Raw genomic sequence first — 26068 nt, 5'->3', positions numbered from 1 at the left:
GTTCCTGATCAGGCAGCTTTGTTTTTAGGCGGAAATTTGGGTGCATGCAGGCCGAGCTGCGTACCGAGCCGGACCAGCCCCATGATGTCTTCATGGGCCAGGTCGAACAGGCGTTTCAGGTCTGGCAGAACGAAATACGTCGGCTGCAGAATGTCGATCCGGTAAGGCGTGCGCATCGCATCCAGAGCATCGAACGGCTGATGTTCCGGTTCGGAGGACAGGCTGTACACCGTTTCTTTCGGCGAAGAAAGAATGCCGCCGCCGTAGATCCGCCGACCGTTCGGGGTGTCTACCAGCCCGAACTCGATGGTCATCCAGTATAGGCGCGCGAGAAACACACGCTGTTCCTTGGTAGCGGCCAGACCGAGCTTGCCGTAGGTGTGGGTAAATTCCGCGAACCACGGGTTGGTCAGCAGTGGGCAGTGGCCGAAGATCTCGTGAAAGATATCAGGCTCTTGCAAGTAGTCTAATTCCTCTTCGGTGCGGATAAACGTCGCTACCGGGAACTGCTTGTTGGCCAGCAATTCGAAAAAGGTCTGGAAAGGAATCAGTGCCGGCACGCGGGCAACTTGCCAGCCGGTGGTCGCGGCCAACACTTTATTAACTTCGGCCAATTGCGGGATGCGGTCGTGGGGTAAGCCCAGTTGCTCAATACCGTCGAGGTATTCCTGGCAGGCACGACCTTCGATCACCTTCAATTGTCGGGTAATCAGGGTATTCCACACGGCATGCTCGGCCGCGGGGTAGTCGATGAAGCCATTCGCGTCGGGTTCGCGGGCCACGTACTGCGTCATGCTGCTCTCCTGATGGAAGCTTCTTGTTGTATGACTCAGGAATAGCGCAGTCGTTAAGGATTTGCAGCGGATGCTCGGGCAGTTGTTTTGCAGATAGAGGTCGGTTTCGTAACGAAATATTTACGGTTTGGCCCGTTAGTCGATAATTCCACGGTCGAAGTGATGGGATTTAAGGGTTAGCTGTCACATAATCGTGACGGTTAACTCAGCCTCCGAACAAAAAAGTCACGCTGAAACACGGGATCGAATCTTCATGCGCATCAAAGTCCACTGCCAAAACCGCATCGGCATCCTTCGCGACATCCTCAATCTGCTGGTGGAATACGGGATCAACGTGGCGCGCGGTGAAGTGGGCGGCGAGCACGGCAATGCGATCTATCTGCACTGTCCGAACCTGATCAACTTGCAGTTTCAGGCGCTGCGCCCCAAGTTCGAGGTGATTCCCGGGGTGTTTGGGGTCAAGCGCGTGGGCCTGATGCCCAGCGAACGCCGACATATGGAGCTGAATGCGTTGCTGGGTGCGCTGGAGTTCCCGGTGCTGTCCATCGACATGGGTGGCTCCATTGTTGCGGCCAACCGGGCAGCGGCGCAGTTGTTGGGCGTGCGAGTCGACGAAGTACCGGGCATTCCGTTGTCGCGCTACGCCGAAGATTTCGACCTGCCGGAACTGGTGCGCGCCAACAAGTCGCGAATCAATGGACTGCGGGTCAAGGTCAAAGGTGATGTGTTCCTCGCGGACATAGCGCCGCTGCAATCCGAGCACGACGACAGCGAGGCCATGGCGGGCGCCGTGCTGACACTGCACCGCGCGGACCGCGTCGGTGAGCGCATCTATAACGTGCGCAAGCAAGAACTGCGTGGCTTCGACAGCATTTTCCAGAGTTCGAAGGTCATGGTCGCGGTGGTTCGTGAAGCACGCCGCATGGCACCGTTGGATGCGCCGTTATTGATCGAAGGCGAAACCGGTACCGGGAAGGAGTTATTGGCCCGCGCCTGCCACCTGGCCAGCCCGCGTGGGCAATCGCCGTTGATGGCGTTGAATTGCGCTGGCTTGCCGGAGTCCATGGCCGAGACTGAATTGTTTGGCTACGGCCCCGGCGCATTCGAAGGCGCGCGAGTCGAGGGCAAACTGGGGCTGTTGGAACTCACTTCAGGCGGGACGTTGTTTCTCGATGGCGTCGGGGAAATGAGCTCGCGTTTGCAGGTGAAACTGCTGCGGTTCCTGCAGGACGGTTGCTTCCGCCGTGTCGGCAGCGATGAAGAGGTCTATCTGGATGTGCGGGTGATCTGCGCCACCCAGGTCGATCTGTCCGAGTTGTGCGCCAAGGGTGAGTTTCGCCAGGATCTCTACCACCGGCTCAATGTGTTGTCGCTGCACATTCCGCCGCTTCGCGAATGCCTGGATGGACTGTCTCCGCTGGTTGAACACTTCCTCGATCAGGCCAGTCGGCAAATTGGCTGTCCGCTGCCGCGCCTGGCGCCAGCGGCGATGGAGCGCCTGAGCCACTACCATTGGCCGGGCAACGTGCGGCAACTGGAGAATGTTTTATTTCAAGCTGTTTCATTGTGCGAAGGCGGGGTGGTGAAAGCGGAACACATTCGTCTCCCGGATTACGGCGTGCGTCAGCCGCTGGGGGACTTTTCCCTGGAGGGTGGCTTAGAGGAGATAGTCGGACGTTTCGAGAAAGCTGTACTCGAACAGCTTTACGCTCAACATCCGAGCAGTCGACAACTCGGTAAGCGTCTGGGTGTTTCTCATACCACAATCGCCAACAAGTTACGCGCTTACCAAGTGGGCAGCGAAACGACGACAGTGGAACCAACTAAAGCGTGAACCGGTATCAACAACTGGCGGCGGTTACTAGCCGTCGACGCAGCCATTGCCCATCACCTGATACTCGATAAGGTGTTCCTTACCTTTGGAGTCGATATAGTCCATTCGGGCGGGCACCACATCGCATGATATGGGTATGGTGCTCATCCAGACCACTTTGGCGATGTCCAGCGGGGTGGAGTAGGTGTATTGCTCTACCGGTATTTTTGAGGATGCGTCTGGGAGTGTGGCCGCCATGGCCGAGGCGCTGAAACCGGTGATTGCGATCATCAAAAGTGCAGCTTTCATATGCTCACTTCCTAATTACGGTCGTGACGGCACGTGGGTGGAAAGCAACCTGGCTCTTTTGGAGCCAGGTGTGTGTCACGACGTTTACAAGTGGATTAACAAGCCTTTGTGGGGGCGTTTACGTGTTAATCATTTGCCGGTTGGCAGTATTGATTTTAGGCCTGTTTGTTGCTGACATATATGAACAGATCGGATAAAGACTATTAATGAAAACCGTAATAATGGGCGCACCGAGTGGCCCGGGAATTGCCGTAAAGCGGGTCCTCGCGTACCCGATCCGCTGCTTGCTGCGATGACACGGCCAAGAGCGTAAGATTAGTGTCCCGCCGCGATCCGGTAAGACCATCGTCGAATGGCCGGAATCGGGTTGGGCAGATACAACGGGACCATAAAATAACAACACCCACCGAGGTAACAAAGATGAGTGCGGCTTCCGTATATCCTGTTCGTCCCGAGGTTGCAGCGAACACGCTGACCGACGAGGCGACCTACAAAGCCATGTATCAACAGTCGGTGGTCAATCCCGACGGTTTCTGGCGCGAGCAAGCCCAGCGTCTCGACTGGATCAAACCGTTCACTCAGGTCAAACAGACTTCCTTCGACGATCACCACGTCGACATTAAATGGTTCGCAGACGGCACCTTGAACGTGTCCTACAACTGCCTGGACCGTCATCTGGCCGAGCGCGGCGATCAAACGGCAATCATCTGGGAAGGCGACGATCCTTCCGAAAGCCGTCACATCACCTACCGCGAACTGCATGCCGATGTCTGCAAATTCGCCAACGCCCTGCGTGGTCAGGATGTACACCGCGGCGACGTGGTGACCATCTATATGCCGATGATTCCCGAAGCTGTGGTCGCCATGTTGGCCTGTACCCGGATCGGCGCGATTCACTCGGTGGTGTTCGGTGGTTTCTCCCCTGAAGCCCTGGCCGGCCGGATCATCGACTGCAAATCGAAAATCGTCATCACCGCCGACGAAGGTCTACGGGGTGGCAAACGTACGGCATTGAAATCCAACGTCGACCTGGCGCTGACCAACCCTGAAACCGCCAGCGTGCAGAAGATCATTGTCTGCAAGCGCACCGGCGGCAACATCGCCTGGCACCAACATCGCGACATCTGGTACGAAGACCTGATGAAGGTCGCGTCCACCCATTGCGCGCCGAAAGAAATGGGCGCCGAAGAAGCGCTGTTCATCCTTTACACCTCGGGTTCCACCGGCAAGCCAAAGGGCGTGCAGCACACCACCGGTGGTTATCTGGTGTACGCGGCCATGACCCACGAGCGCGTGTTCGATTACCGTCCGGGCGAAGTCTACTGGTGCACCGCCGACGTCGGCTGGGTCACCGGCCACAGCTACATCGTCTACGGCCCGTTGGCCAACGGCGCGACCACCTTGCTGTTCGAAGGCGTGCCGAACTATCCGGATATCACGCGTCTGTCGAAAATCGTCGACAAACACAAGGTCAACATCCTTTACACCGCGCCCACCGCAATTCGCGCGATGATGGCTGAAGGCGACGCGGCAATGGCCGGTGCCGATTGCTCGAGCCTGCGCCTGCTGGGTTCGGTGGGCGAGCCGATCAACCCGGAAGCCTGGAACTGGTACTACAAAACCATCGGCAAAGAGCACTGCCCGATTGTCGACACCTGGTGGCAGACCGAAACCGGTGGCGTGCTGATCAGCCCCTTGCCGGGTGCAACGGCCCTCAAGCCAGGTTCGGCGACCCGTCCGTTCTTCGGCGTGGTGCCAGCATTGGTGGATAACCTCGGCAACCTGATTGAAGGCGCCGCCGAAGGCAACCTGGTGATTCTCGATTCGTGGCCAGGCCAGGCACGCACGCTGTTCGGCGATCACGATCGTTTCGTCGACACCTACTTCAAGACCTTCCGTGGCATGTACTTCACGGGTGACGGTGCGCGTCGCGACGAAGACGGTTACTACTGGATCACCGGGCGTGTGGACGACGTGCTTAACGTCTCCGGCCACCGGATGGGCACCGCTGAAATCGAAAGCGCCATGGTCGCTCACCCGAAAGTCGCCGAAGCGGCGGTGGTCGGCGTTCCGCATGATCTGAAGGGGCAGGGCATTTATGTCTACGTCACCCTCAATCACGGCGAAGAGCCAAGTGAAGCGCTGCGTCTGGAACTGAAAAACTGGGTGCGCAAGGAAATCGGTCCGATTGCCTCGCCGGATGTCATCCAGTGGGCACCGGGTCTGCCGAAAACCCGTTCGGGCAAAATCATGCGCCGCATCCTGCGCAAGATCGCTACCGGCGAGTACGGCGCCTTGGGTGATATCTCCACCCTGGCCGATCCGAGTGTTGTTCAGCACCTGATCGACACGCACAAGACCATGAACGTCGCCTGATCCCAGGCTGACAAAAAAAGCCCCGCCCGGTGTATGCCGGCGCGGGGTTTTTTTATGTATTCAATAGGTTGTGGAATAGCTGTAGGAGCTGCCGAAGGCTGCGAAGCAGTCGCCAGGGTCTCGGTCTCACGAAGGCCGTTCCGGCCTTATCGCAGCCTTCGGCAGCTCCTACAGGGGATATTGGATTCAGGATATTTATCGGTTGTTACTAAAGACATCACAGGTAATCAAATGTGTAACCGCGGCTTTTTTTTCGAGGCGACACGACACGCTTTTGCGCCTTTCGTCGCTTTTTTCAGCCGTTCAAAAACTACGGACACGCCAGACTTGCCGTAATAGAAGGCGTTGCCAATAATAGGCCCGCTATTTGCTGTATAGATTGGTTTTGCATCTTTTGGCTCTGCATGGTTTGCCAGAGCTGTCAATAATTCAGGTCCGGTTTTCGGCGCATCTGTAACTAGTTGTCGCATTGAAGAAATATCGACTTCAGACCTGTCGTTAAAATGCCAATCATTCGCTAAAGGCTAATTGCCTGGCGTCGATCTTCCTGATTCTTCCCTTTTGTACCTGAGCCACTGGCTCACTCTGCCATTTGTCGGTTCGTACCGATGGAGCCCTAATAATGAAAAAACTCATGCTTCTCGGCGCCTTGGCGCTGACCGTCTTGGCGCAGCCGACATTCGCTGATGAAAAGCCGATCAAAATCGGTATCGAAGCGGCTTACCCCCCGTTTGCTTCCAAGGCACCGGACGGCAGCATCGTGGGTTTTGACTACGACATCGGCAACGCGCTGTGCGAAGAAATGAAGGTCAAGTGCACCTGGGTCGAGCAAGAATTCGACGGCCTGATCCCGGCGCTGAAAGTGCGCAAGATCGACGCCATCCTCTCCTCGATGTCCATCACCGACGACCGCAAGAAATCGGTGGACTTCAGCAACAAGTACTACAACACCCCGGCGCGTCTGGTGATGAAGGCCGGCACCGACGTCAGCGCCAGCCTGGCTGAATTGAAGGGCAAGAAAATCGGCGTGCAGCGCGGTTCGATCCATGATCGTTTCGCCACCGAAGTCTTGAAGCCGTTGGGCGCGGAAATCATGCCGTACAGCTCGCAGAACGAAATTTACCTGGACGTGGCTGCGGGTCGTCTCGACGGCACCCTGGCTGACGCGACTCTGCTGCAGGACGGTTTCCTCAATACCGATGCGGGCAAAGGCTACGCGTTCGCCGGTCCAGCCTTCACCGACGCCAAGTACTTCGGTGACGGCATCGGTATCGCCGTGCGCAAGGGCGACAAGGCCGACCTGGACAAGATAAACGCCGCCATCGTCGCCATTCGCGCCAACGGCAAGTACAAGCAAATCGAAGACAAGTACTTCAATTTCGATATCTACGGCGAGTAAGGGTATTTCGGTACACCCGTCATGGCGCAAGCGACAGGTCTGCGGACAGTCTGACTTGCGCCATTTTCCTTCCTTTGCTTGAGGACCTGAATCATGTTGAAAGGCTACGGGGCTGTCATCCTCGAGGGTACCTGGCTGACGCTTCAGCTCGCCTTGTCATCCATGGCCCTGGCGGTTGTCCTCGGGTTGATTGGCGTGGCGTTGCGCCTGTCGCCAGTGCGTTGGCTGGCCTGGCTGGGTGATCTGTATTGCACGGTGATTCGCGGGATTCCCGACCTGGTGCTGATCCTGCTGATCTTCTACGGCGGTCAGGACCTGCTCAATCGCGTGGCGCCGTTGCTGGGCTACGACGACTACATTGACCTGAACCCATTGCTGGCCGGCATCGGCACCCTCGGTTTTATCTTCGGTGCCTACCTGTCGGAGACCTTTCGCGGCGCGTTCATGGCGATTCCCAAAGGCCAGGCCGAAGCGGGCATGGCGTATGGCATGAGCGGCTTCAAAGTGTTTTTTCGCATCCTGGTGCCTCAGATGATTCGCCTGGCGATTCCGGGGTTCACCAATAACTGGCTGGTGTTGACCAAGGCCACCGCGCTGATTTCGGTGGTCGGTCTGCAAGACATGATGTTCAAAGCCAAGCAGGCGGCCGACGCCACCCGCGAACCGTTCACGTTCTTCCTTGCAGTGGCCGCGTTATACCTGGTGATCACCAGTGTCTCGCTGCTGGCCCTGCGTTACCTCAACAAGCGCTACTCGGTAGGCGTAAGGGCGGCTGATCTATGATCTTCGACTACAACGTCGTCTGGGAAAACCTGCCGCTGTACCTCGGCGGTCTGTTGATTACCCTCAAGCTGCTGGCGATTTCGCTGCTGTTCGGCCTGCTCGCCGCCTTGCCTTTGGGCTTGATGCGCGTGTCGAAAAACCAATGGGTGAACCTGCCAGCCTGGCTGTACACCTACGTGATTCGTGGCACGCCGATGCTGGTGCAACTGTTCCTGATCTACTACGGTCTGGCGCAGTTCCAGGCGGTACGCGACAGCGTGTTCTGGCCGTGGCTGTCCAGCGCGACCTTTTGTGCGTGCCTGGCATTCGCAATCAACACCAGCGCCTACACCGCGGAAATCATTGCCGGCAGCCTCAAGGCGACCCCGGCCGGCGAGATCGAAGCCGCCCGCTCCATGGGCATGTCCAAGGCGAAGATGTACCGACGGATTCTATTGCCATCGGCCTTGCGTCGGGCGCTGCCGCAGTACAGCAACGAAGTGATCATGATGCTGCAGACCACCAGTCTGGCGTCCATCGTGACCCTGATCGACATCACCGGCGCCGCGCGCACGGTCAACGCTCAGTTTTACTTACCGTTCGAAGCGTACATCACCGCGGGTGCGTTCTACCTGTGCCTGACTTTCATTCTGGTGCGGCTGTTCAAGATCGCCGAGCGCCGCTGGCTGGGCTACCTCGCCCCACGCAAGGCTTGAATCATGAACCTTACCGACCTTTCGACTGACCGTTTTGCGGGAGCCGCAAGCATGAACAAACTTGAAGTCCAAGACCTGCACAAACGCTACGGCAGTCACGAAGTTCTCAAGGGCGTTTCCCTGACCGCCAAGGCGGGCGATGTGATCAGCATCATCGGCTCCAGCGGCTCGGGTAAAAGTACTTTTCTGCGGTGCATCAACCTGCTGGAACAGCCTCACGCCGGCAAGATCCTGCTGAACAACGAAGAACTGAAGCTGGTGGCCACCAAGGACGGCGGCATGAAAGCCGCTGACCCCAAGCAGCTGCAGCGCATGCGTTCTCGGCTGTCGATGGTGTTTCAGCACTTCAATCTGTGGTCGCACATGACCGCCCTGGAAAACATCATCGAAGCGCCGATTCACGTGCTTGGCATGTCGAAAAAAGACGCGCTGGCAAAGGCTGAGCATTACCTGGAAAAGGTGGGCGTGGCGCATCGCAAGCACGCCTACCCAGGGCATATGTCCGGCGGCGAGCAGCAGCGTGTGGCGATTGCTCGCGCGTTGGCGATGGAGCCCGAGGTGATGCTGTTCGACGAACCGACCTCGGCGCTTGACCCGGAACTGGTCGGCGAGGTACTCAAGGTGATGCAGGCGCTGGCGCAGGAAGGCCGGACCATGGTGGTGGTGACCCACGAAATGGGCTTTGCCCGTGAAGTGTCGAACCAGCTTATCTTCCTGCACAAGGGCATCGTCGAAGAGCGTGGTGATCCGCGTGAAGTGTTGGTCAATCCGAAGTCAGAGCGTCTGCAGCAGTTCCTGTCGGGCAGCTTGAAATAACCGAAACGTTTTTCACCATGCCTTTCGCACCAAAACAGGTCATGCTTCGCGCCGCTGAAGTATGACCTGGTTCTACCGATACAGATCGAGCGCACTGATGCTCGACCCACAATTGCGATACGTTTCGGACTGCACGCTATGACTGCCCATCGAATTGGTTTCCTGATCTGGCCCGGCACCAAGGCCCTGACCCTGGCGCTGGCCGAGGAAGCCTTGCGTGTTGCTCAGCGCGTCCACCCGGAAGTGACCTACGAATTGTCGTTCCTGCAGGCTGAGCCGCCGGTCGAAGGTGAGGGCGGTTGGCAATTGCCGGGCGAACCCTGGACCGGGCGTCTGGAAGGTTGCCAGAAACTGTTCCTGCTGGCCGATGAGCCACCGGCTGCGATGACCTCGGCGCTCAGCAGCGCACTCAAGCAACTGGTACGTTCGGGTTGTGTGATTGGAGGTTTGTCAGCGGGTGTGTATCCGTTGGCGCAGTTGGGGTTGCTCGATGGTTATCGCGCTGCGGTGCACTGGCGCTGGCAGGATGATTTTGCCGAGCGCTTTCCGAAAGTAATCGCCACCAGTCATTTGTTTGACTGGGACCGTGATCGGTTGACCGCCTGCGGTGGTTTGTCGGTGCTGGACCTGTTGCTGGCAGTGCTGGCTCGTGATCACGGCGCCGAACTGGCGGGTGCAGTGTCTGAAGAACTGGTGGTCGAGCGCATTCGTGAAGGCGGCGAGCGCCAGCGTATTCCGCTGCAAAACCGCTTGGGTTCCAGCCATCCGAAGCTGACCCAGGCCGTGTTGTTGATGGAAGCCAATATCGAAGAGCCGCTGACTACTGATGAGATCGCCCAGCACGTCTGTGTGTCGCGTCGTCAGTTGGAGCGGATTTTCAAGCAGTACCTCAATCGAGTACCCAGCCAGTACTACCTGGAGCTGCGCCTGAACAAGGCCCGGCAGATGCTGATGCAAACCAGCAAGTCGATCATCCAGATCGGTTTGTCGTGCGGATTCTCCTCAGGGCCGCATTTCTCCAGCGCCTACCGCAACTTCTTCGGCGCCACCCCGCGCGAAGACCGCAACCAGCGCCGCAGCAGCAGCCCGTTCGAATTGTCTTCCGTACCGTCCGAGCGCGGCTAGGACACCGCCAATCCCCCTGTATGAGCTGCCGCAGGCTGCGATAAGGTCCGCAGGACCTTCAACGGATCAAATCCTGCGACTGGTCCCCAGTTGATCACAGCCTTCGGCAGCTCCTAGGGTAGATTGTCGTCTTCACGCGGCGGCCGGTGAGGCACAGCGATAAAACGTTTAAACTGTTTTTTTCCGACGCAATTTGTCGCATTGCCGAAAACCCCGGTAAAACACGGTTTTGCGCTGTAACAAGTTGTCGCTTGGCGGCAAGGCCAGAGCGAAATCAGTCCTTACAATCCTCCCATCGCTGGCCAGTTTCAGGCAGGCGTTCCTCTTCAGGAGACTCCGATGTCCGTTGAGCATGCTCAGGTGCAACGCACCGATTTCGACCAGGTAATGGTCCCTAACTACGCGCCTGCCGGTTTTATCCCGGTCCGGGGTGCGGGTTCCCGTGTATGGGATCAGTCGGGTCGCGAACTGGTCGACTTTGCCGGCGGGATCGCCGTGAACGTGCTGGGCCACGCGCACCCTGCGCTGGTCGGCGCGCTGACCGAACAAGCCAACAAGCTGTGGCACGTCTCCAACGTTTTCACCAACGAGCCGGCCCTGCGCCTGGCGAAGAAGCTGGTCGACGCCACGTTCGCCGAACGTGCATTTTTCTGTAACTCCGGTGCCGAAGCCAACGAAGCCGCCTTCAAGCTGGCGCGCCGCGTTTCCCACGACCTGTACGGCCCGGAAAAGTACGAAATCATCGCAGCGGTCAACAGCTTCCACGGCCGTACCCTGTTCACCGTTAACGTCGGTGGCCAGTCGAAGTACTCCGATGGTTTCGGCCCGAAAATCACCGGTATCACTCACGTTGCCTACAACGACCTGGACGCGCTGAAAGCGGCCGTTTCCGACAAGACCTGCGCCGTGGTGCTGGAGCCGGTGCAGGGCGAGAGCGGCGTGATTCCTGCTGACTTGGCGTACCTGCAAGGCGCGCGTCAGCTGTGCGACGAACACAAGGCATTGTTGGTGTTCGACGAAGTGCAAACCGGCATGGGCCGTTCCGGCCATCTGTTTGCCTACATGCACTACGGCGTGATCCCGGACATTCTGACCAGCGCCAAGAGCCTGGGCGGCGGTTTCCCTATCGCAGCCATGATGACCACCGAAGTGTTGGCCAAGCACCTGACCGTCGGCACCCACGGCACCACCTATGGCGGTAACGCGCTGGGCTGCGCCGTCGCCGAAGCGGTTATCGACATCGTCAACACCCCGGAAACCCTGGCCGGTGTGGTCGCCAAGCGCGCATTGTTCCAGGCGCGCCTTGAGCAGATCGGTCAGAAGTACGAGCTGTTCACTCAGGTGCGTGGCCTCGGTCTGCTGATCGGCTGCGTGCTCACCGATGCCTGGAAAGGCAAGGCCAAGGACATTTTCAACGCCGCCGAGAAAGAAGGCGTGATGGTCCTGCAAGCCGGTCCGGACGTGGTGCGTTTCGCGCCGAGTCTGGTGGTGACCGAAGAAGACATCAACGAAGGCCTGGACCGTTTCGAACGTGCCGTTGCTAAGTTGACTCAGGCTTGATCGGCGACTGATACCAAGCTGCATCCCTCGGCGCCGGCTGCTTTTCATAAAGGCCGACGCCGGGTTTTTTTCTGGTACTGGGTGGGCAATACGCCACACGGTTTTTTTTTCTGAGTCGGCTAAAACCGACCTGTAATTCTGGTAAGGAGTGACACCATGCTGGTGATGCGCCCCGCGCAAATGGCTGATCTGGGCGAGGTACAGCGTCTGGCTGCGGACAGCCCGATTGGTGTCACCTCGTTGCCGGATGATGCTGAACGCTTGAGCGACAAGATCGCCGCTTCCGAAGCGTCCTTCGCCGCCGAAGTCAGTTTCAACGGCGAAGAGAGCTATTTCTTTGTGCTTGAAGACACCGACAGCGGCCGTCTGGTCGGCTGTTCCGGAATCGTCGCCTCGGCGGGGTATTCCGAACCCTTCTACAGCTTCCGCAACGAGACCTTCGTTCACGCCTCCCGCGAGCTGAAGATCCACAACAAGATTCATGTGTTGTCACAGTGCCACGACCTGACCGGCAACAGCCTGTTGACCAGCTTCTACGTGGTGCCAGAGCTGGTCGGTACGCACTGGTCAGAACTCAATTCTCGCGGACGTCTGCTGTTCGTTGCTGGTCATCCCGAGCGTTTCGCCGACGCGGTGGTCACCGAAATCGTCGGCTACAGCGATGAAAACGGTGACTCGCCGTTCTGGGACGCCATCGGTCGAAACTTCTTCGACCTCAACTACGCCGAAGCCGAGCGCCTGTGCGGCCTGAAAAGCCGGACCTTCCTCGCCGAATTGATGCCGCACTACCCGATCTACGTGCCGCTGCTGCCCGACGAGGCGCAAGAGGCCATGGGCCAGGTGCATCCACGGGCGCAGATCACCTTCGACATCCTGATGCGCGAAGGCTTTGAAACCGATCACTACATCGACATTTTCGACGGCGGGCCGACCCTGCATGCGCGGGTCTCGGGCATTCGTTCGATTGCCCAGAGCCGCATCGTGCCGGTCAAGCTGGACACCGTGAAAGTCGGTGACCCCGGCCGCGGCGGGCGTCCGTACCTGGTCTCCAACGGCCAGTTGCAGGATTACCGTGCCGTGTTGCTGGAGCTCGATTGGGCGCCGGGCAAACCGGTCAACCTGAGTCTGGACGCCGCCGAGGCCCTGGGCGTCGGCGAAGGTGCCAGTGTCCGCATCGTGGCGGTTTAACAGACTCGACCATCCAGTGACTGGTTGGCAGGTTTAGCGAGATTCGCGGGCTCCCGAGGGAGTCCGGTTGAGGAGATAGCATGATCGTTCGTCCCGTACGCAACAGCGACTTACCGAAGCTGATTGAGCTCGCGCGCACCACAGGCACCGGCCTGACGACGCTGCCGGCCAATGAAGAGCGCCTGGCGCACCGGGTCGGCTGGGCCGAGAAAACCTTCCGTGGCGAAGCCGAGCGCGCCGATGCCGATTACCTGTTCGTGCTTGAAGACGACGACGGCAATGTGGTGGGGATTTCCGCCATCGCCGGTGCCGTCGGCCTGCGCGAGCCTTGGTACAACTACCGGGTCGGCCTGACGGTCAGCGCTTCTCAGGAACTGAACATCTATCGCGAGATTCCGACGCTGTTCCTGGCCAACGACCTGACCGGCAATTCGGAGCTGTGCTCGTTGTTCTTGCGCAGTGATGCGCGCACCGGGCTCAACGGCCGTCTGCTGGCCAAGGCGCGGATGCTGTTCATCGCCGAATTTCCGAAGCTGTTTGGCAACAAGATCATTGCTGAAATGCGCGGCATGTCCGACGCGGCTGGCCGCTCGCCGTTCTGGGAAAGCCTGGGCCGGCACTTCTTCAAAATGGAATTCAGCCAGGCTGACTACCTGACCGGCGTGGGCAACAAGGCGTTCATCGCCGAGCTGATGCCCAAGTTCCCGCTGTACACCTGCTTCCTCTCCGAAGATGCGCGCAACATTATTGGTCGCGTGCACACCGACACCGAGCCGGCGCTGGCCATGCTCAAAAGCGAAGGCTTCAGCTATCAGGGCTACGTCGACATCTTCGATGCCGGTCCGGCGGTTGAGTGCGAGACCTCGAAGATCCGTGCGGTGCGTGACAGCCAAGCGCTGGTGCTGGCCATCGGCACGCCGGGCGACGACGCCACGCCGTTCCTGATCCATAACCGCAAGCGCGAAGATTGCCGCATTACCGCTGCACCGGCACGTTTCGCCGCTGGCACGCTGGTGGTGGATGCGAAAACCGCAAAACGTCTGCAATTGAGCGCAGGCGACCAAGTACGGGCGGTGCCGTTATCCGCCGCAAGGGAGGCTGTTTGATGAGCACACTGTATATCGCCGGCGCATGGCAGGCTGGTCAGGGCGAGAGCCTTGAATCGCTGAACCCGGTGACCCAGGCCGTATTGTGGACGGGGCAGGGCGCCTCTGCCGCGCAAGTCGACACTGCCGTCAGCGCTGCTCGTCAGGCCTTCCCGGCGTGGGCCAAGCGTTCGCTGGAAGAACGCATTGCGGTGCTCGAAGCCTTCGCTGCCAGCTTGAAAAATCATGCGGAAGAACTGGCCCGTTGCATCGGTGAAGAAACCGGAAAACCGCTGTGGGAGTCGGCCACCGAAGTCACCAGCATGATCAACAAGGTGGCGATCTCGGTGCAAAGTTACCGTGAGCGCACCGGCGAGAAGAGCGGCCCATTGGGCGACGCCACTGCCTTCCTGCGCCACAAACCCCACGGAGTGGTCGCGGTGTTTGGGCCTTACAACTTCCCTGGGCACTTGCCGAACGGGCACATCGTCCCGGCATTGCTGGCAGGCAACGCGGTGCTGTTCAAGCCGAGCGAGCTGACACCGAAAGTCGCCGAGCTGACGGTCAAGTGCTGGATAGAAGCCGGCTTGCCGGCGGGCGTGCTGAACCTGCTGCAAGGCGCTCGCGAAACCGGCATGGCGCTGGCGGCCAATCCGGGCATCGACGGGCTGTTCTTCACCGGTTCCAGTCGTACCGGCAACCTGCTGCACCAGCAGTTCTCCGGGCGTCCGGACAAGATCCTGGCGCTGGAAATGGGCGGCAACAACCCATTGATCGTCGATCAGGTCGAAGACATTGATGCCGCGGTGTACACCGTGATTCAGTCAGCGTTCATTTCTGCCGGCCAGCGCTGCACCTGTGCCCGCCGCTTGCTGGTGCCGCAAGGCGCGTGGGGCGATCGCTTCCTTGAACGTCTGGTGGCGGTGACGGCGACGATCGAAGTCGGCGCATTCGATCAGCAACCAGCACCGTTCATGGGTTCGGTGATTTCCCTGGCTGCCGCCCGTGCGTTGATCGAGGCGCAGGAGCATTTGCAGGCAAGCGGTGCAATCACCTTGCTGGAAATGCTGCACCCGAACCCGAATTCGGCGTTGCTGACGCCCGGCATTCTTGATGTTACGGACGTCGTGGACCGTGCCGACGAGGAGCTGTTCGGGCCGTTGCTGCAAGTGATCCGCTATGCTGATTTCGATGCGGCGATCGCCGAGTCCAACAACACCCAGTACGGTTTGGCCGCTGGTTTGTTGTCGGACTCCGAAGCGCGTTATCAGCAGTTCTGGCTGGAAAGCCGCGCCGGGATCGTCAACTGGAACAAACAACTGACCGGTGCCGCGAGCAGCGCGCCGTTTGGTGGTGTAGGGGCTTCGGGCAACCATCGCGCCAGCGCCTATTACGCGGCGGATTACTGCGCGTACCCGGTGGCGTCGCTGGAAGCGCCACGGATCAGCTTGCCGTCGGCGCTAACGCCGGGTGTGCGTCTGCCGTAAACGGCCGATCGCGGGCAAGCCCGCTCCTACATGACGCACGACTGTAGGAGCGGGCTTGCCCGCAATCTGCCGCGAAGCGGTCGCACTATTTGATTCCATGCCCCATAACAACAAATTCGCGGAGCCTCGCCGATGAAATCATATGAAGTCAATTTTGACGGTTTAGTGGGGCCGACCCATAACTACGGCGGTTTGTCTTACGGCAACGTCGCGTCCCAGAGCAACAGCCAGCAATCTTCCAACCCGAAGGAAGCCGCGCTGCAAGGTCTGGCGAAAATGAAAGCCCTGATGGAAATGGGCTTCGTTCAAGGCGTGCTGGCACCACAAGAACGTCCGGACGTCGCCGCACTGCGTGCCCTGGGCTTCGCCGGTACCGACGCACAAGTCATCGAGAAAGCCGCCAAGGACGCCATGCCGTTGCTGGTCGCCAGTTGCTCGGCATCCAGCATGTGGGTGGCCAACGCCGCCACGGTCAGCCCGAGCGCCGACACGGCAGATGGCCGCGTGCATTTCACCGCCGCCAACCTCAACTGCAAATACCACCGCAGCATCGAGCACCCGACCACCAGTCGCGTTCTCGGGGCGATGTTCGCCGATCAAAAACACTTTGCCCACCACGCGGCGTTGCCAGCGGTAGCGCAATTTGGCGACGAAGGCGCGGCAAATCACACGCGCTTCTGTCACGAATATGGCAAGCCTGGGGTTGAATTCTTCGTTTTCGGTCGCAGTGCGTTCGACACCCGTTACCCGGCGCCGCAGAAATACCCGGCCCGCCAGACCCTCGAAGCTTCGCAAGCCGTTGCACGCTTGCACGGTCTGAGTGAAGAGGGCGTGGTTTACGCTCAGCAAAACCCGGCCGTGATCGATCACGGCGTGTTTCACAATGACGTGATCGCGGTCGGCAACGGCGAAGTGCTGTTCTATCACGAGGACGCGTTCCTCAACACCGAACACATGCTGGCCGAATTGCACGACAAACTGGGTCGGCGTGGCGGACGTTTCCGTGCGATCTGTGTGCCGCGCGCGGAAGTCGCCGTTGAAGACGCCGTGCGTTCGTATCTGTTCAACAGCCAATTGCTGTCCCGCGCCGACGGTTCGATGCTGTTGATCGTGCCGGAAGAGTGCCGCAGCAACGAACGCGTCTGGCAGTATTTGCAACGCCTGCTGGCCGATGATGGCCCGGTTTCCGAGGTCAAGGTTTTCGATCTCAAGCAAAGCATGCAAAACGGCGGCGGCCCGGCCTGCCTGCGTTTGCGCGTCGCGCTGAATGAAACCGAGCTGGCGGCGGTCAACCAAGGGGTTATCATGACGGCGCCGTTGTACGGCACGCTGACCCAGTGGGTCGACAAGCACTACCGTGATCGCATGAGCGAAAGCGACCTGGCCGATCCGAAATTGCTGCTTGAGTGCCGTACGGCACTGGATGAACTGACGCAAATCCTTAAACTGGGCTCGGTCTATCCTTTCCAAATCAATTGAAAGCCTGCGCCCCGAACGATTGTGATCGGGGCGCGCGATTTTCCTCTCTATAGAGCACTCGAAACCATGAGCGACACCCTGCAGTTAATCCTTGAAGACACCGACGGCACTCAGCTGGAAACCACCTGCACTCGCGTTGCCGTGATGTGGCAAGGCAAGGAGTTGTGGATTCAGCACGACGGTCGCGGCCAACTGCTGATCGGCGTTGACGTTGAAGAGGGTGATGCCGAATACGCCAACCTGCTGTTGCGTCCATTGGCCACCAACCTGGTCAGCCTGCAACTGGAAATGGAGCCGGCTGAAGTGGGCGATGCCGACGAGCACGTTCACGGCCCGGACTGCGACCACGACTGATTTCGATCTCACTTAGGTGCATGACTTATGCTCGCGTTAGGCAAGCTGCTTGAACTGACCCTGGCTGGTCGCGAACCAGCGGAAAAGACTCAACTGACTGTCGAAGGCGTGCGCATGCGCTGGCTGAGCGAAGGGGCGCTGGAAGTTCGGCCGCCGGAAGCCCAGGACAACGGCATGGATTTGCTGTTGTCGGCGGGGATTCACGGCAACGAAACAGCGCCCATCGAGTTGCTGGACCAACTGCTGCATGACATCGCGCGCGGTGACCTCAAGCCTCGCGCCCGTATTCTGTTCCTGTTTGGTAACCCCGAGGCGATACGTCGCGGCGAGCGTTATATCGAGCAGGATGTAAACCGTTTGTTCAACGGCCGTCACGAGCAGACCAGCGGCTTTGAAGCGCTGCGGGCTTGTGAACTGGAACGTTTGGCCGACAGCTTCTTCAGCCTGCCGGATCGCTATCGGGTGCATTACGACCTGCACACGGCGATTCGCGGTTCGAAGATCGAGCAATTTGCGCTGTACCCGTGGAAAGAAGGTCGTCGCCATTCACGCCTGGAGTTGGCGCGCTTGCGTGCCGCAGGGATGGATGCGGTGCTGTTGCAGAACAAGTCTTCGATCGTGTTCAGCTCGTACACCTACGACAAGCTGGGGGCGGAGTCCTTCACCCTGGAGTTGGGCAAGGCGCGACCGTTCGGGCAGAACCAGCAGGTCAATCTGACCAGGCTGGAGCTGCGCCTCAAACAAATGATCGAAGGCACCGAAGCGGCCCTCGATGATGCACCGCTCGATGGTTTGCAGTTGTTCAGCGTGGCACGGGAAATCATCAAGCACAGCGAAGCCTTCCGGCTGAACCTGCCGGCGGACATCGAGAATTTTTCGGAACTGGATCAGGGGTTTGTGCTGGCCAATGATTTGGCCGATACCCGTTGGATCGTCGAAGAGCAGGGTGCGCGGATTATCTTCCCGAACCCTAAGGTCAAGAACGGGCTGCGTGCGGGGATTTTGATCGTACCGACATCAGGCGAGGAACTCGCCTGATTTGACGCGCAATTCCTGTAGGAGCTGGCTTGCCTGCGATCAGTTTGACACGGTGTGTCAGGCCTGACGCTATCGCGGGCAAGCCCGCTCCTACAGAGAATCTGTGCTGTCCGTTAAACCGCCACGCGCTGGTGTGTCTCGATCCGGCGCAAACCACGCAGCTTGTTCAAGGTATCAGCGCAGGTCTTCGCCGCTTCTGCACCTTTGTGCGAGAAGTGATCGAAGAAGAACTTCTGGTGCTCTTCGCCGGCATGGAAGTGGTGCGGGGTCAGGACCACCGAGAACACCGGCACTTCAGTCTCCAGCTGCACTTGCATCAGCGCGCTGATCACCGACTGCGCAACGAATTCGTGACGATAAATGCCACCGTCGACCACCAGGCCAGCGGCGACGACGCCTGCGTAACGACCGGTCTTGGCCAACAATTTAGCGTGCAGCGGGATTTCAAAGGCGCCGCCAACTTCGAAGAAATCGATATCGCTCTCGGCATAGCCATGGTTGGCCATTTCAGCGACGAACCCTTTACGGCTCTCATCGACGATATCTTTGTGCCAGCAGGCCTGGATAAAAGCGATACGTTCGTTAGGGTGGCTTTTGCTTTTGCTATCGATTGCGGTGGGTTGCATGTGTTCTGACTCCTGTTTATGAAAAAAACAGGGCGTTTGGATCGAATGGGATGCCAGGTTGCCTCGTGCCCATCCCTAAACAAAAATGCCTGAGCAAAAAATGTTCATGGTGGTGCGCACGCGTTGGCCTGTGGTGCCAATCCCGTTCTCTCTTCATCCGGACTATGACCGTCGGCCCCGGAATCCAACCGGGTCTGCTGACCTTGTGATGCCAGGCCGAAGCCACTGCATCCCAAGCGCTCGCGGGCTAAACGCATTGCGCGCCATTACCGCCGGTGGGGAATCGCACCCCGCCCTGAGAACGTTGCCGACAGCATTGTCTGTCGGCGGGAGGATTTTTATCACAGATTTCTGCAACATGCATGAACACTTTCGTCTATGAACCGCATGTTTTCCTTATATCGAACCCATCGGTTCATTGACGATGCATCTTGATTTAGCTGCATCGTGGCCTCAGTAATGGTTTATTACGCCGACGTCTTACTTTTCAGGGAGCTTTACCGTGACCGTTATTGATCTGCGCAGCGACACCGTGACCCAACCATCGGCCGGGATGCTCTACGCCATGGCCCGAGCGCCGCTGGGCGATGATGTGTACGGCGAAGACCCGACGGTGAACCGTCTCGAGGCTTTTCTGGCCGAGCGTCTTGGGTTTGCCGCCGGGATGTTCGTGCCGACCGGGACCATGAGTAACCTGTTGGCGTTGATGGCCCATTGCGGGCGCGGCGAGGAATACATCGTCGGCCAGCAGGCGCACACCTATAAGTACGAAGGCGGCGGTGCGGCGGTGCTGGGTTCGATTCAGCCACAACCACTGGAGGTTCAGGCCGACGGTTCGCTGGACCTGAATCAGGTGTTGGCGGCGATCAAGCCGGACGACTTCCATTTCGCTCGCACCCGCTTGCTGGCGCTGGAAAACACCATGCAGGGCAAAGTATTGCCGCAGGCGTACCTGGCTGCGGCGCGCAAACTGTGTGACGAACAAGGCCTGGCGCTGCACCTGGACGGCGCGCGGCTGTATAACGCGGCGGTCAAGCTGGGTGTCGATGCCCGGGAAATCACCCGGCACTTCGATTCGGTGTCGGTGTGCCTGTCCAAAGGCCTCGGTGCGCCGATCGGTTCAGTGCTGTGTGGCTCTGAAGCGCTGATTGGCAAGGCGCGGCGCCTGCGCAAGATGGTCGGCGGTGGCATGCGTCAGGCCGGGATGCTGGCGGCGGCGGGGCTGTATGCACTGGAGCATCAGGTCGAACGCTTGGCGGATGACCATGCCAACGCGCAATTCCTCGCCGAAGGCCTGCGCGGGCTGGGCTACGTCGTCGAGCCGGTGCAGACCAACATGGTCTATGTGCAGGTCGACGAACGGGCCGAGGCGCTGAAAGGGTTCTGCGCCGAGCGCGGGATTAAACTCAGTGCCGCCCCGCGCCTGCGGATGGTGACCCATATGGACGTGTCGCGGGCACAGATCGAGCAGGTGGTGACGGCTTTTGCCGAATTTTCCCGCCGCTAAAAGCTGCCGATAGTCCAATTGCTTATCGCTAGCGTACAAACACGCTGTACCGTTCTCGCAACGCCTATATAATGCGGCCCTTTGCAAGTCGAAACCCTCTTTGACCTTTTGCACTTGCCTCTGGCCGCAGTCTCCGTGGAAGAATCTATGAAAAGCGCAGAAATCCGTGAAGCCTTCCTTCGCTTCTTCGAAGAGCAAGGTCACACCCGTGTTGCCTCCAGCTCTTTGATTCCGGGCAACGACCCAACCCTGCTGTTCACCAACGCGGGCATGAACCAGTTCAAGGACTGCTTCCTGGGTCAGGAAAAACGCGCCTACACCCGCGCTGTGAGCAGCCAGAAGTGTGTGCGCGCCGGTGGCAAGCACAACGACCTGGAAAACGTCGGTTACACCGCACGTCACCACACCTTCTTCGAAATGCTGGGCAACTTCAGCTTCGGTGATTACTTCAAGCGTGACGCGATCACCTACGCCTGGACCTTCCTCACCGGCGTGCTGGGTCTGCCGAAGGACAAGCTGTGGGTCACGGTCTACGCCTCCGATGACGAGGCCTACGATATCTGGACCAAGGAAATCGGCGTTCCGGCCGAGCGCATGGTCCGTATCGGCGACAACAAAGGCGCGCCTTACGCGTCGGACAACTTCTGGACCATGGGCGATACCGGCCCGTGCGGTCCGTGCACCGAGATTTTCTACGATCACGGCGCCGACATCTGGGGCGGCCCTCCAGGTTCGCCGGAAGAAGACGGCGACCGTTACATCGAAATCTGGAACAACGTGTTCATGCAGTTCAACCGCACCGCCGACGGCGTGTTGCATCCGTTGCCAGCACCGTCGGTAGACACCGGCATGGGCCTGGAGCGGATCAGCGCCGTGCTGCAGCACGTGCACTCGAACTACGAGATCGACCTGTTCCAGAGCCTGCTGGCAGCCTCGGCCACCGCCATCGGTTGCACCAACGATGCGCAGCCGTCGCTGAAAGTCGTGGCTGACCACATCCGTTCCTGTGGCTTCCTGATTGCCGACGGCGTAACCCCGTCCAACGAAGGACGTGGCTACGTGCTGCGCCGGATCATTCGTCGCGCGTGCCGTCACGGCAACAAGCTGGGCGCCACCGGCAGCTTCTTCTACAAGATCGTTGCGGCACTGGTTGCGGAAATGGGCGTTGCCTTCCCGGAACTGACCCAGGGCCAAGCGCACATCGAGCGCGTGCTGAAAGCCGAAGAAGAGCAATTCGCCAAGACCCTGGAGCAGGGCCTGAAGATCCTCGAGCAGGATCTGGCTGAGCTCAAAGGCACGGTCGTTCCTGGCGACGTGGTGTTCAAGCTGTACGACACCTACGGTTTCCCGATGGACCTGACCGGCGACATCGCCCGTGAACGCAACCTGACCCTCGACGAGGAAGGTTTCGAGCGCGAGATGGACGCGCAGCGTGTTCGCGCGCGTTCGGCCAGTTCGTTCGGCATGGATTACAACAGCCTGGTCAAGGTTGATGTGGCCACCGAATTCCTCGGTTACTCCGCGACCCGCGGTTCGGCCAAAGTCATTGCTCTCTATAAAGAAGGGCAGCAGGTCGAGCAACTGAATGAAGGCGAAGAGGGCGTTGTGATCCTCGATCAGACGCCGTTCTATGCTGAGTCTGGCGGTCAGATCGGTGATTGTGGCTTCCTTCAAGCAGGTGCCAACCGCTTCGACGTGCGTGACACCACCAAAACCGGCGGTGCGTTCCTGCACCACGGTGTGGTGGCGTCGGGCAGCCTGAACGTCGGCGCCGAGCTGAATGCCGAAATCGATGCTGACGTGCGTCACGCCACCTCGCTGAACCACTCGGCCACCCACTTGCTGCACGCCGCGCTGCGTCAGGTACTGGGTGAGCACGTTCAGCAGAAAGGTTCGTTGGTTGACAGTCAGCGCCTGCGCTTCGACTTCAGCCACTTCGAAGCGATCAAGCCAGAGCAATTGAAAGCCCTGGAAGAGATCGTCAACCGCGAAGTGCGCAAGAATTCGCCAGTGGAAACCGAAGAAACCGACATCGAAACCGCCAAGCAAAAAGGCGCCATGGCGCTGTTTGGCGAGAAGTACGGCGACAACGTGCGCGTGCTGAGCATGGGCGGTGATTTCTCCGTCGAGTTGTGCGGGGGCATCCACGCCAACCGTACCGGCGACATCGCCCTGCTGAAAATCACCAGCGAAGGCGGTGTGGCAGCAGGCGTGCGGCGTATCGAGGCGGTTACCGGTGCTGCGGCACTGGACTACCTGAACAGCGCCGAAGAACAACTCAAGGAAGCCGCGACCCTGGTCAAAGGCAACCGCGACAACGTGTTGGACAAGCTCTCGGCAGTGCTGGAGCGCAACCGTCAGTTGGAAAAACAACTCGAGCAATTGCAAGCCAAGGCAGCGAGTGCCGCAGGTGACGATCTGTCGTCTGCCGCGCTGGATGTCCAAGGGGTCAAAGTCCTGTCCGTACGCCTTGACGGTCAGGATGGCAAAGCCTTGTTGGCGTTGGTTGATCAGTTGAAGAACAAGCTCGGCCGCGCAGTGATCCTGCTTGGCAGTGTCCATGAAGACAAGGTCGTACTGGTTGCAGGCGTAACCAAGGACCTGACTGGCCAACTCAAGGCCGGTGATTTGATGAAGCAAGCGGCTGCCGCTGTTGGCGGTAAAGGCGGTGGTCGTCCTGACATGGCTCAGGGTGGCGGTGTGGATGCTGGTGCGCTCGATGCAGCGCTGGCGTTGACCGTTCCTTTTGTCGAGCAAGGTCTGAACGTTTAATGGGCGCCCTTCACGGGCTGAGGCAGCTTTAGATGGCTTTGATCGTACAGAAATTTGGAGGCACCTCCGTGGGCTCTGTCGAGCGCATCGAGCAGGTGGCCGACAAGGTTAAGAAGTTCCGCGACGCCGGTGATGACCTGGTGGTTGTGTTGTCGGCCATGAGTGGCGAGACCAACCGTCTGATCGCATTGGCCAAGCAAATCAGCGATCAACCGGTTCCGCGTGAGCTGGACGTGATCGTGTCCACCGGCGAGCAGGTGACCATCGCCTTGCTGGCCATGGCCTTGATGAAACGTGGCGTGCCTGCGGTGTCCTACACCGGTAACCAGGTGCGCATCCTGACCGACAGCGCGCACAACAAGGCGCGTATCCTGCAGATCGACGATCAGAAGATTCGTGCCGATCTGAAGGCGGGCAGGGTGGTGGTTGTCGCCGGTTTCCAGGGCGTCGACGAGCACGGCAACATAACCACGCTCGGTCGTGGCGGCTCGGACACCACCGGCGTGGCCCTGGCGGCAGCGCTGAAGGCTGATGAATGCCAGATCTACACCGACGTCGATGGTGTCTACACCACCGACCCGCGTGTGGTGTCGGCTGCTCAACGCCTGGACAAGATCACCTTCGAAGAGATGCTGGAAATGGCTAGTCTCGGTTCCAAGGTGCTGCAAATCCGTGCGGTTGAGTTCGCCGGCAAGTACAACGTCCCGCTGCGCGTATTGCACAGCTTCCAGGAGGGTCCGGGCACCCTCATTACCATTGATGAAGAGGAAACCATGGAACAGCCGATCATTTCCGGCATCGCCTTCAACCGCGACGAAGCCAAGCTGACCATCCGTGGTGTGCCAGATAACCCTGGCGTGGCCTTCAAGATTCTCGGCCCGATAAGCGCCGCGAACATCGAAGTGGACATGATCGTGCAGAATGTCGCGCACGATAACACCACCGATTTCACCTTCACCGTGCATCGCAACGACTACCAGGCTGCGCTGCTGGTACTGGAGAACACCGCCCGTGAAATCGGCGCGCGTGAAGTTGTCGGCGATACCAAGATCGCCAAGGTGTCCATCGTAGGTGTGGGCATGCGCTCGCACGCCGGTGTCGCCAGCCGGATGTTTGAATCGTTGGCCAAAGAGAGCATCAACATCCAGATGATCTCGACCTCCGAAATCAAAGTGTCGGTGGTGATCGAAGAGAAGTACCTGGAGCTGGCTGTGCGCTCACTGCACACCGCTTTTGAGCTAGACGCGCCAGCCCGACAGGGCGAGTGACGGGTTGAGCGAAAGGCGCGGTTGATCCGCGCCTTTCGTTTTTTTGATCGGCGCAGGAAGCTGTTCTTTTCTTTGCGCTGGTCAATACTCAGGTGTAGGTCAGCGGCCCGTCTTGCCGTAGGCCTGCACCTTTTGGTTTTGCAGACTGTTGTCCCTGAATGTAATGCGTGAGGAGAAAGGTATGCTGATTCTGACTCGTCGGTGCGCAGAAAGCCTAATCATTGGTGATGGAGAAATCACCGTGACCGTGCTCGGCGTTAAAGGTAATCAAGTGCGAATTGGGGTCAATGCCCCCAAGGAGGTAGCTGTTCACCGTGAGGAGATCTACCTGCGTATCAAGAAAGAGAAGGACCAGGAACCAAGTCATTAATTTTTATTGAAATTTAGGTTTGCAAACGGGGAAAGAGGTGGTTATTATACGCCCCGTGTTGCGGAGAGCTGGCCGAGTGGCCGAAGGCGCTCCCCTGCTAAGGGAGTACACCTCAAAAGGGTGTCGGGGGTTCGAATCCCCCGTTCTCCGCCATTATTTGCGTAGTACGTTGCAATCTAGCTTGATCGGTAAGTTGTTGAATTTACTAGAAAAAGCGTTTGACATAGAGATTGAACGGCCTATAATGCGCGGCAACAAATGCACTCGTAGCTCAGCTGGATAGAGTACTCGGCTACGAACCGAGCGGTCACAGGTTCGAATCCTGTCGAGTGCACCATTTCAAAGGTTGTTTACAGCGATGTAAGTGACTTGTTTCAACCAGCGGTGGTCTGGTTTATCAAACGCCAAATGCACTCGTAGCTCAGCTGGATAGAGTACTCGGCTACGAACCGAGCGGTCACAGGTTCGAATCCTGTCGAGTGCACCAAACACCAAAAAGCCCGAACATTGTTCGGGCTTTTTGCTTTCTAGCGTTTGCCTTTCACGCATCCCTCTTGATCGAAAACAACCTGGTGGCTGCGACCTTTCTTCGGGCTGTAGACATAACGGGTTTCTCCATTGCGGCTGGAAATTTTGTCCGGTTTGCCCAGCGCACTTTCTACATCCCGCAGCGTCATGCCTGTGCGGGTTTGCTGATTGATGATTGCCCGACGGCGCTCTGCGTCGCTTAGCAGATTGCCGCAGCCATCGTCACGTTGGCCGACCACAACCACTTCTTTTCTGGGTATTGCCCGGCCCGAGGCTTCGGGCAGCAGCGGCACTGTACTTCCGGGCGGAGCGTTGTAGGCGTTCTGCGAGTGCGTGCGGTGGTCAGCCGGACAGCCCAATGTGGTGAAGGTGACGTTGCCCTGCGGATCCTCGCAGCGCTGTACCGTCGTAGACAGCGCGGAGAGCGGAAAGCCGAGCAGGGCGACCCATAGGGCTGTTCGTGTGGTAATGCGCATCTAACGTCCTCCATGACGGCGTGTTCGCAAGACTAGTCGCAGTCTTTTCGCGGTGACGCGTGTTTTCTTCTCCGGATGTAACGTCACAGATCTGTCAGTTTAGCTTTGCCGTGCAAGTGCTTGTTCTTGTCGCGATTTTTTGTAGCGTGCAAGGGTGCCTCGCGGTGTATCATTGCGCCCGTCAGCCCCGTCGGGGCTTGTGGAACATCTCCATGGACTT

Annotated in this window: 23 protein-coding genes, 3 tRNA genes and 1 riboswitch; of the genes, 21 read left to right on the top strand and 5 right to left on the bottom strand. The window is 58.9% G+C overall.

Features of this window, described 5'->3' with window-relative positions:
* Positions 1–8 precede the first annotated feature (8 nt).
* The gene (phhA, locus tag ACF0H7_RS23255; RefSeq protein ID WP_397449197.1) at positions 9–794 is read right to left on the bottom strand and encodes a phenylalanine 4-monooxygenase; all 786 of its coding nucleotides are present in this window, start codon (positions 792–794) and stop codon (positions 9–11) included.
* A 253-nt stretch (positions 795–1047) separates the two neighbouring features.
* On the opposite strand from phhA, the gene ACF0H7_RS23250 reads away from it, so the two are divergent.
* Positions 1048–2628: a sigma-54-dependent transcriptional regulator gene (locus tag ACF0H7_RS23250; RefSeq protein ID WP_397449196.1), complete on the top strand. Its 1581-nt coding sequence runs from the start codon at positions 1048–1050 to the stop codon at positions 2626–2628.
* A gap of 27 nt (positions 2629–2655) precedes the next feature.
* Here the strand turns inward: ACF0H7_RS23250 and ACF0H7_RS23245 are convergent, their stop codons facing one another.
* Positions 2656–2916 carry a DUF2790 domain-containing protein gene (locus tag ACF0H7_RS23245; protein ID WP_397449195.1) on the bottom strand — a complete coding sequence of 87 codons (261 nt, stop codon included), beginning with the start codon at positions 2914–2916 and terminating at the stop codon, positions 2656–2658.
* 420 nt (positions 2917–3336) lie between these two features.
* Between ACF0H7_RS23245 and acs the strand changes: the two genes are divergently transcribed.
* Positions 3337–5292 carry an acetate--CoA ligase gene (gene acs, locus ACF0H7_RS23240; protein ID WP_397449194.1) on the top strand — a complete coding sequence of 652 codons (1956 nt, stop codon included), beginning with the start codon at positions 3337–3339 and terminating at the stop codon, positions 5290–5292.
* A 227-nt stretch (positions 5293–5519) separates the two neighbouring features.
* On the opposite strand, the gene ACF0H7_RS23235 is transcribed toward acs, so the two are convergent.
* A complete protein-coding gene (locus ACF0H7_RS23235) occupies positions 5520–5762 on the bottom strand; it encodes a hypothetical protein (RefSeq protein ID WP_397449193.1) in 243 nt (80 codons plus the stop codon).
* A 152-nt stretch (positions 5763–5914) separates the two neighbouring features.
* Here ACF0H7_RS23235 and ACF0H7_RS23230 point away from each other — a divergent pair, with 152 nt between their 5' ends.
* From ACF0H7_RS23230 to astE, 12 genes are all read left to right on the top strand, one after another.
* Entirely contained in the window at positions 5915–6691 is a 777-nt protein-coding gene (locus ACF0H7_RS23230) for an ABC transporter substrate-binding protein (protein ID WP_397449192.1), read from the top strand.
* Positions 6692–6784: 93 nt separating this feature from the next.
* Positions 6785–7474 (top strand): ABC transporter permease, encoded by a 690-nt coding sequence (locus tag ACF0H7_RS23225; protein ID WP_397449191.1) that lies wholly within the window; start codon positions 6785–6787, stop codon positions 7472–7474.
* Positions 7471–8169: an ABC transporter permease gene (locus tag ACF0H7_RS23220; RefSeq protein WP_397449190.1), complete on the top strand. Its 699-nt coding sequence runs from the start codon at positions 7471–7473 to the stop codon at positions 8167–8169. Before ACF0H7_RS23225 ends, ACF0H7_RS23220 begins: the two co-directional genes overlap by 4 nt.
* Positions 8170–8220: 51 nt before the next feature.
* The gene (locus ACF0H7_RS23215) at positions 8221–8985 is read left to right on the top strand and encodes an ABC transporter ATP-binding protein (RefSeq protein ID WP_397449189.1); all 765 of its coding nucleotides are present in this window, start codon (positions 8221–8223) and stop codon (positions 8983–8985) included.
* A 138-nt stretch (positions 8986–9123) separates the two neighbouring features.
* Positions 9124–10110 (top strand): transcriptional regulator ArgR, encoded by a 987-nt coding sequence (gene argR / locus ACF0H7_RS23210; protein WP_397449188.1) that lies wholly within the window; start codon positions 9124–9126, stop codon positions 10108–10110.
* 339 nt (positions 10111–10449) lie between these two features.
* The gene (locus ACF0H7_RS23205; protein WP_397449187.1) at positions 10450–11670 is read left to right on the top strand and encodes an aspartate aminotransferase family protein; all 1221 of its coding nucleotides are present in this window, start codon (positions 10450–10452) and stop codon (positions 11668–11670) included.
* 156 nt (positions 11671–11826) lie between these two features.
* Positions 11827–12858 (top strand): arginine/ornithine succinyltransferase subunit alpha, encoded by a 1032-nt coding sequence (aruF, locus tag ACF0H7_RS23200; protein ID WP_397449186.1) that lies wholly within the window; start codon positions 11827–11829, stop codon positions 12856–12858.
* Between the two features lie 80 nt (positions 12859–12938).
* Complete coding sequence (gene astA / locus ACF0H7_RS23195) at positions 12939–13964, top strand: arginine N-succinyltransferase (RefSeq protein WP_397449185.1); 1026 nt, start codon at positions 12939–12941, stop codon at positions 13962–13964.
* Positions 13961–15430 carry a succinylglutamate-semialdehyde dehydrogenase gene (gene astD, locus ACF0H7_RS23190; protein ID WP_397449184.1) on the top strand — a complete coding sequence of 490 codons (1470 nt, stop codon included), beginning with the start codon at positions 13961–13963 and terminating at the stop codon, positions 15428–15430. The genes astA and astD overlap by 4 nt, the downstream gene beginning before the upstream one ends.
* Positions 15431–15562: 132 nt before the next feature.
* Positions 15563–16909, top strand: a complete 1347-nt coding sequence (gene astB / locus ACF0H7_RS23185; protein WP_397449183.1) for an N-succinylarginine dihydrolase — start codon at positions 15563–15565, stop codon at positions 16907–16909.
* A 66-nt stretch (positions 16910–16975) separates the two neighbouring features.
* Positions 16976–17263: a topoisomerase II gene (locus ACF0H7_RS23180; RefSeq protein ID WP_397449182.1), complete on the top strand. Its 288-nt coding sequence runs from the start codon at positions 16976–16978 to the stop codon at positions 17261–17263.
* A 27-nt stretch (positions 17264–17290) separates the two neighbouring features.
* The gene (gene astE, locus ACF0H7_RS23175) at positions 17291–18301 is read left to right on the top strand and encodes a succinylglutamate desuccinylase (protein ID WP_397449181.1); all 1011 of its coding nucleotides are present in this window, start codon (positions 17291–17293) and stop codon (positions 18299–18301) included.
* Between the two features lie 113 nt (positions 18302–18414).
* Here the strand turns inward: astE and ACF0H7_RS23170 are convergent, their stop codons facing one another.
* Entirely contained in the window at positions 18415–18927 is a 513-nt protein-coding gene (locus ACF0H7_RS23170) for a 6,7-dimethyl-8-ribityllumazine synthase (RefSeq protein WP_397449180.1), read from the bottom strand.
* A gap of 140 nt (positions 18928–19067) precedes the next feature.
* Positions 19068–19234, bottom strand: a riboswitch (FMN riboswitch).
* Positions 19235–19429: 195 nt separating this feature from the next.
* Between ACF0H7_RS23170 and ltaE the strand changes: the two genes are divergently transcribed.
* The 7 genes from ltaE (at position 19430) to ACF0H7_RS23135 (ending at position 25331) form a co-directional block, all read left to right on the top strand.
* A complete protein-coding gene (gene ltaE / locus ACF0H7_RS23165) occupies positions 19430–20434 on the top strand; it encodes a low-specificity L-threonine aldolase (RefSeq protein WP_397449179.1) in 1005 nt (334 codons plus the stop codon).
* A 147-nt stretch (positions 20435–20581) separates the two neighbouring features.
* Positions 20582–23206, top strand: coding sequence for an alanine--tRNA ligase (gene alaS / locus ACF0H7_RS23160; protein ID WP_397449178.1), 2625 nt, complete (start codon positions 20582–20584; stop codon positions 23204–23206).
* Between the two features lie 32 nt (positions 23207–23238).
* Positions 23239–24474 carry an aspartate kinase gene (locus ACF0H7_RS23155; RefSeq protein WP_397449177.1) on the top strand — a complete coding sequence of 412 codons (1236 nt, stop codon included), beginning with the start codon at positions 23239–23241 and terminating at the stop codon, positions 24472–24474.
* Positions 24475–24655: 181 nt separating this feature from the next.
* A complete protein-coding gene (gene csrA, locus ACF0H7_RS23150; protein ID WP_020290522.1) occupies positions 24656–24844 on the top strand; it encodes a carbon storage regulator CsrA in 189 nt (62 codons plus the stop codon).
* A gap of 62 nt (positions 24845–24906) precedes the next feature.
* Positions 24907–24997 (top strand) — tRNA-Ser (locus ACF0H7_RS23145).
* Between the two features lie 107 nt (positions 24998–25104).
* Positions 25105–25181: transfer RNA gene (locus ACF0H7_RS23140), tRNA-Arg, on the top strand.
* A 73-nt stretch (positions 25182–25254) separates the two neighbouring features.
* Positions 25255–25331, top strand: a tRNA-Arg gene (locus ACF0H7_RS23135).
* A 40-nt stretch (positions 25332–25371) separates the two neighbouring features.
* On the opposite strand, the gene ACF0H7_RS23130 is transcribed toward ACF0H7_RS23135, so the two are convergent.
* Positions 25372–25848, bottom strand: a complete 477-nt coding sequence (locus ACF0H7_RS23130; RefSeq protein WP_397449176.1) for a cell envelope protein SmpA — start codon at positions 25846–25848, stop codon at positions 25372–25374.
* Between the last annotated feature and the right edge of the window lie 220 nt (positions 25849–26068).

This window comes from Pseudomonas sp. NA-150 (assembly GCF_044336365.1).
Taxonomy (GTDB): Bacteria; Pseudomonadota; Gammaproteobacteria; order Pseudomonadales; family Pseudomonadaceae; genus Aquipseudomonas.
Note: the sequence above shows the minus strand (reverse complement) of the source record. Positions and strands in the feature narration are given on the sequence as shown.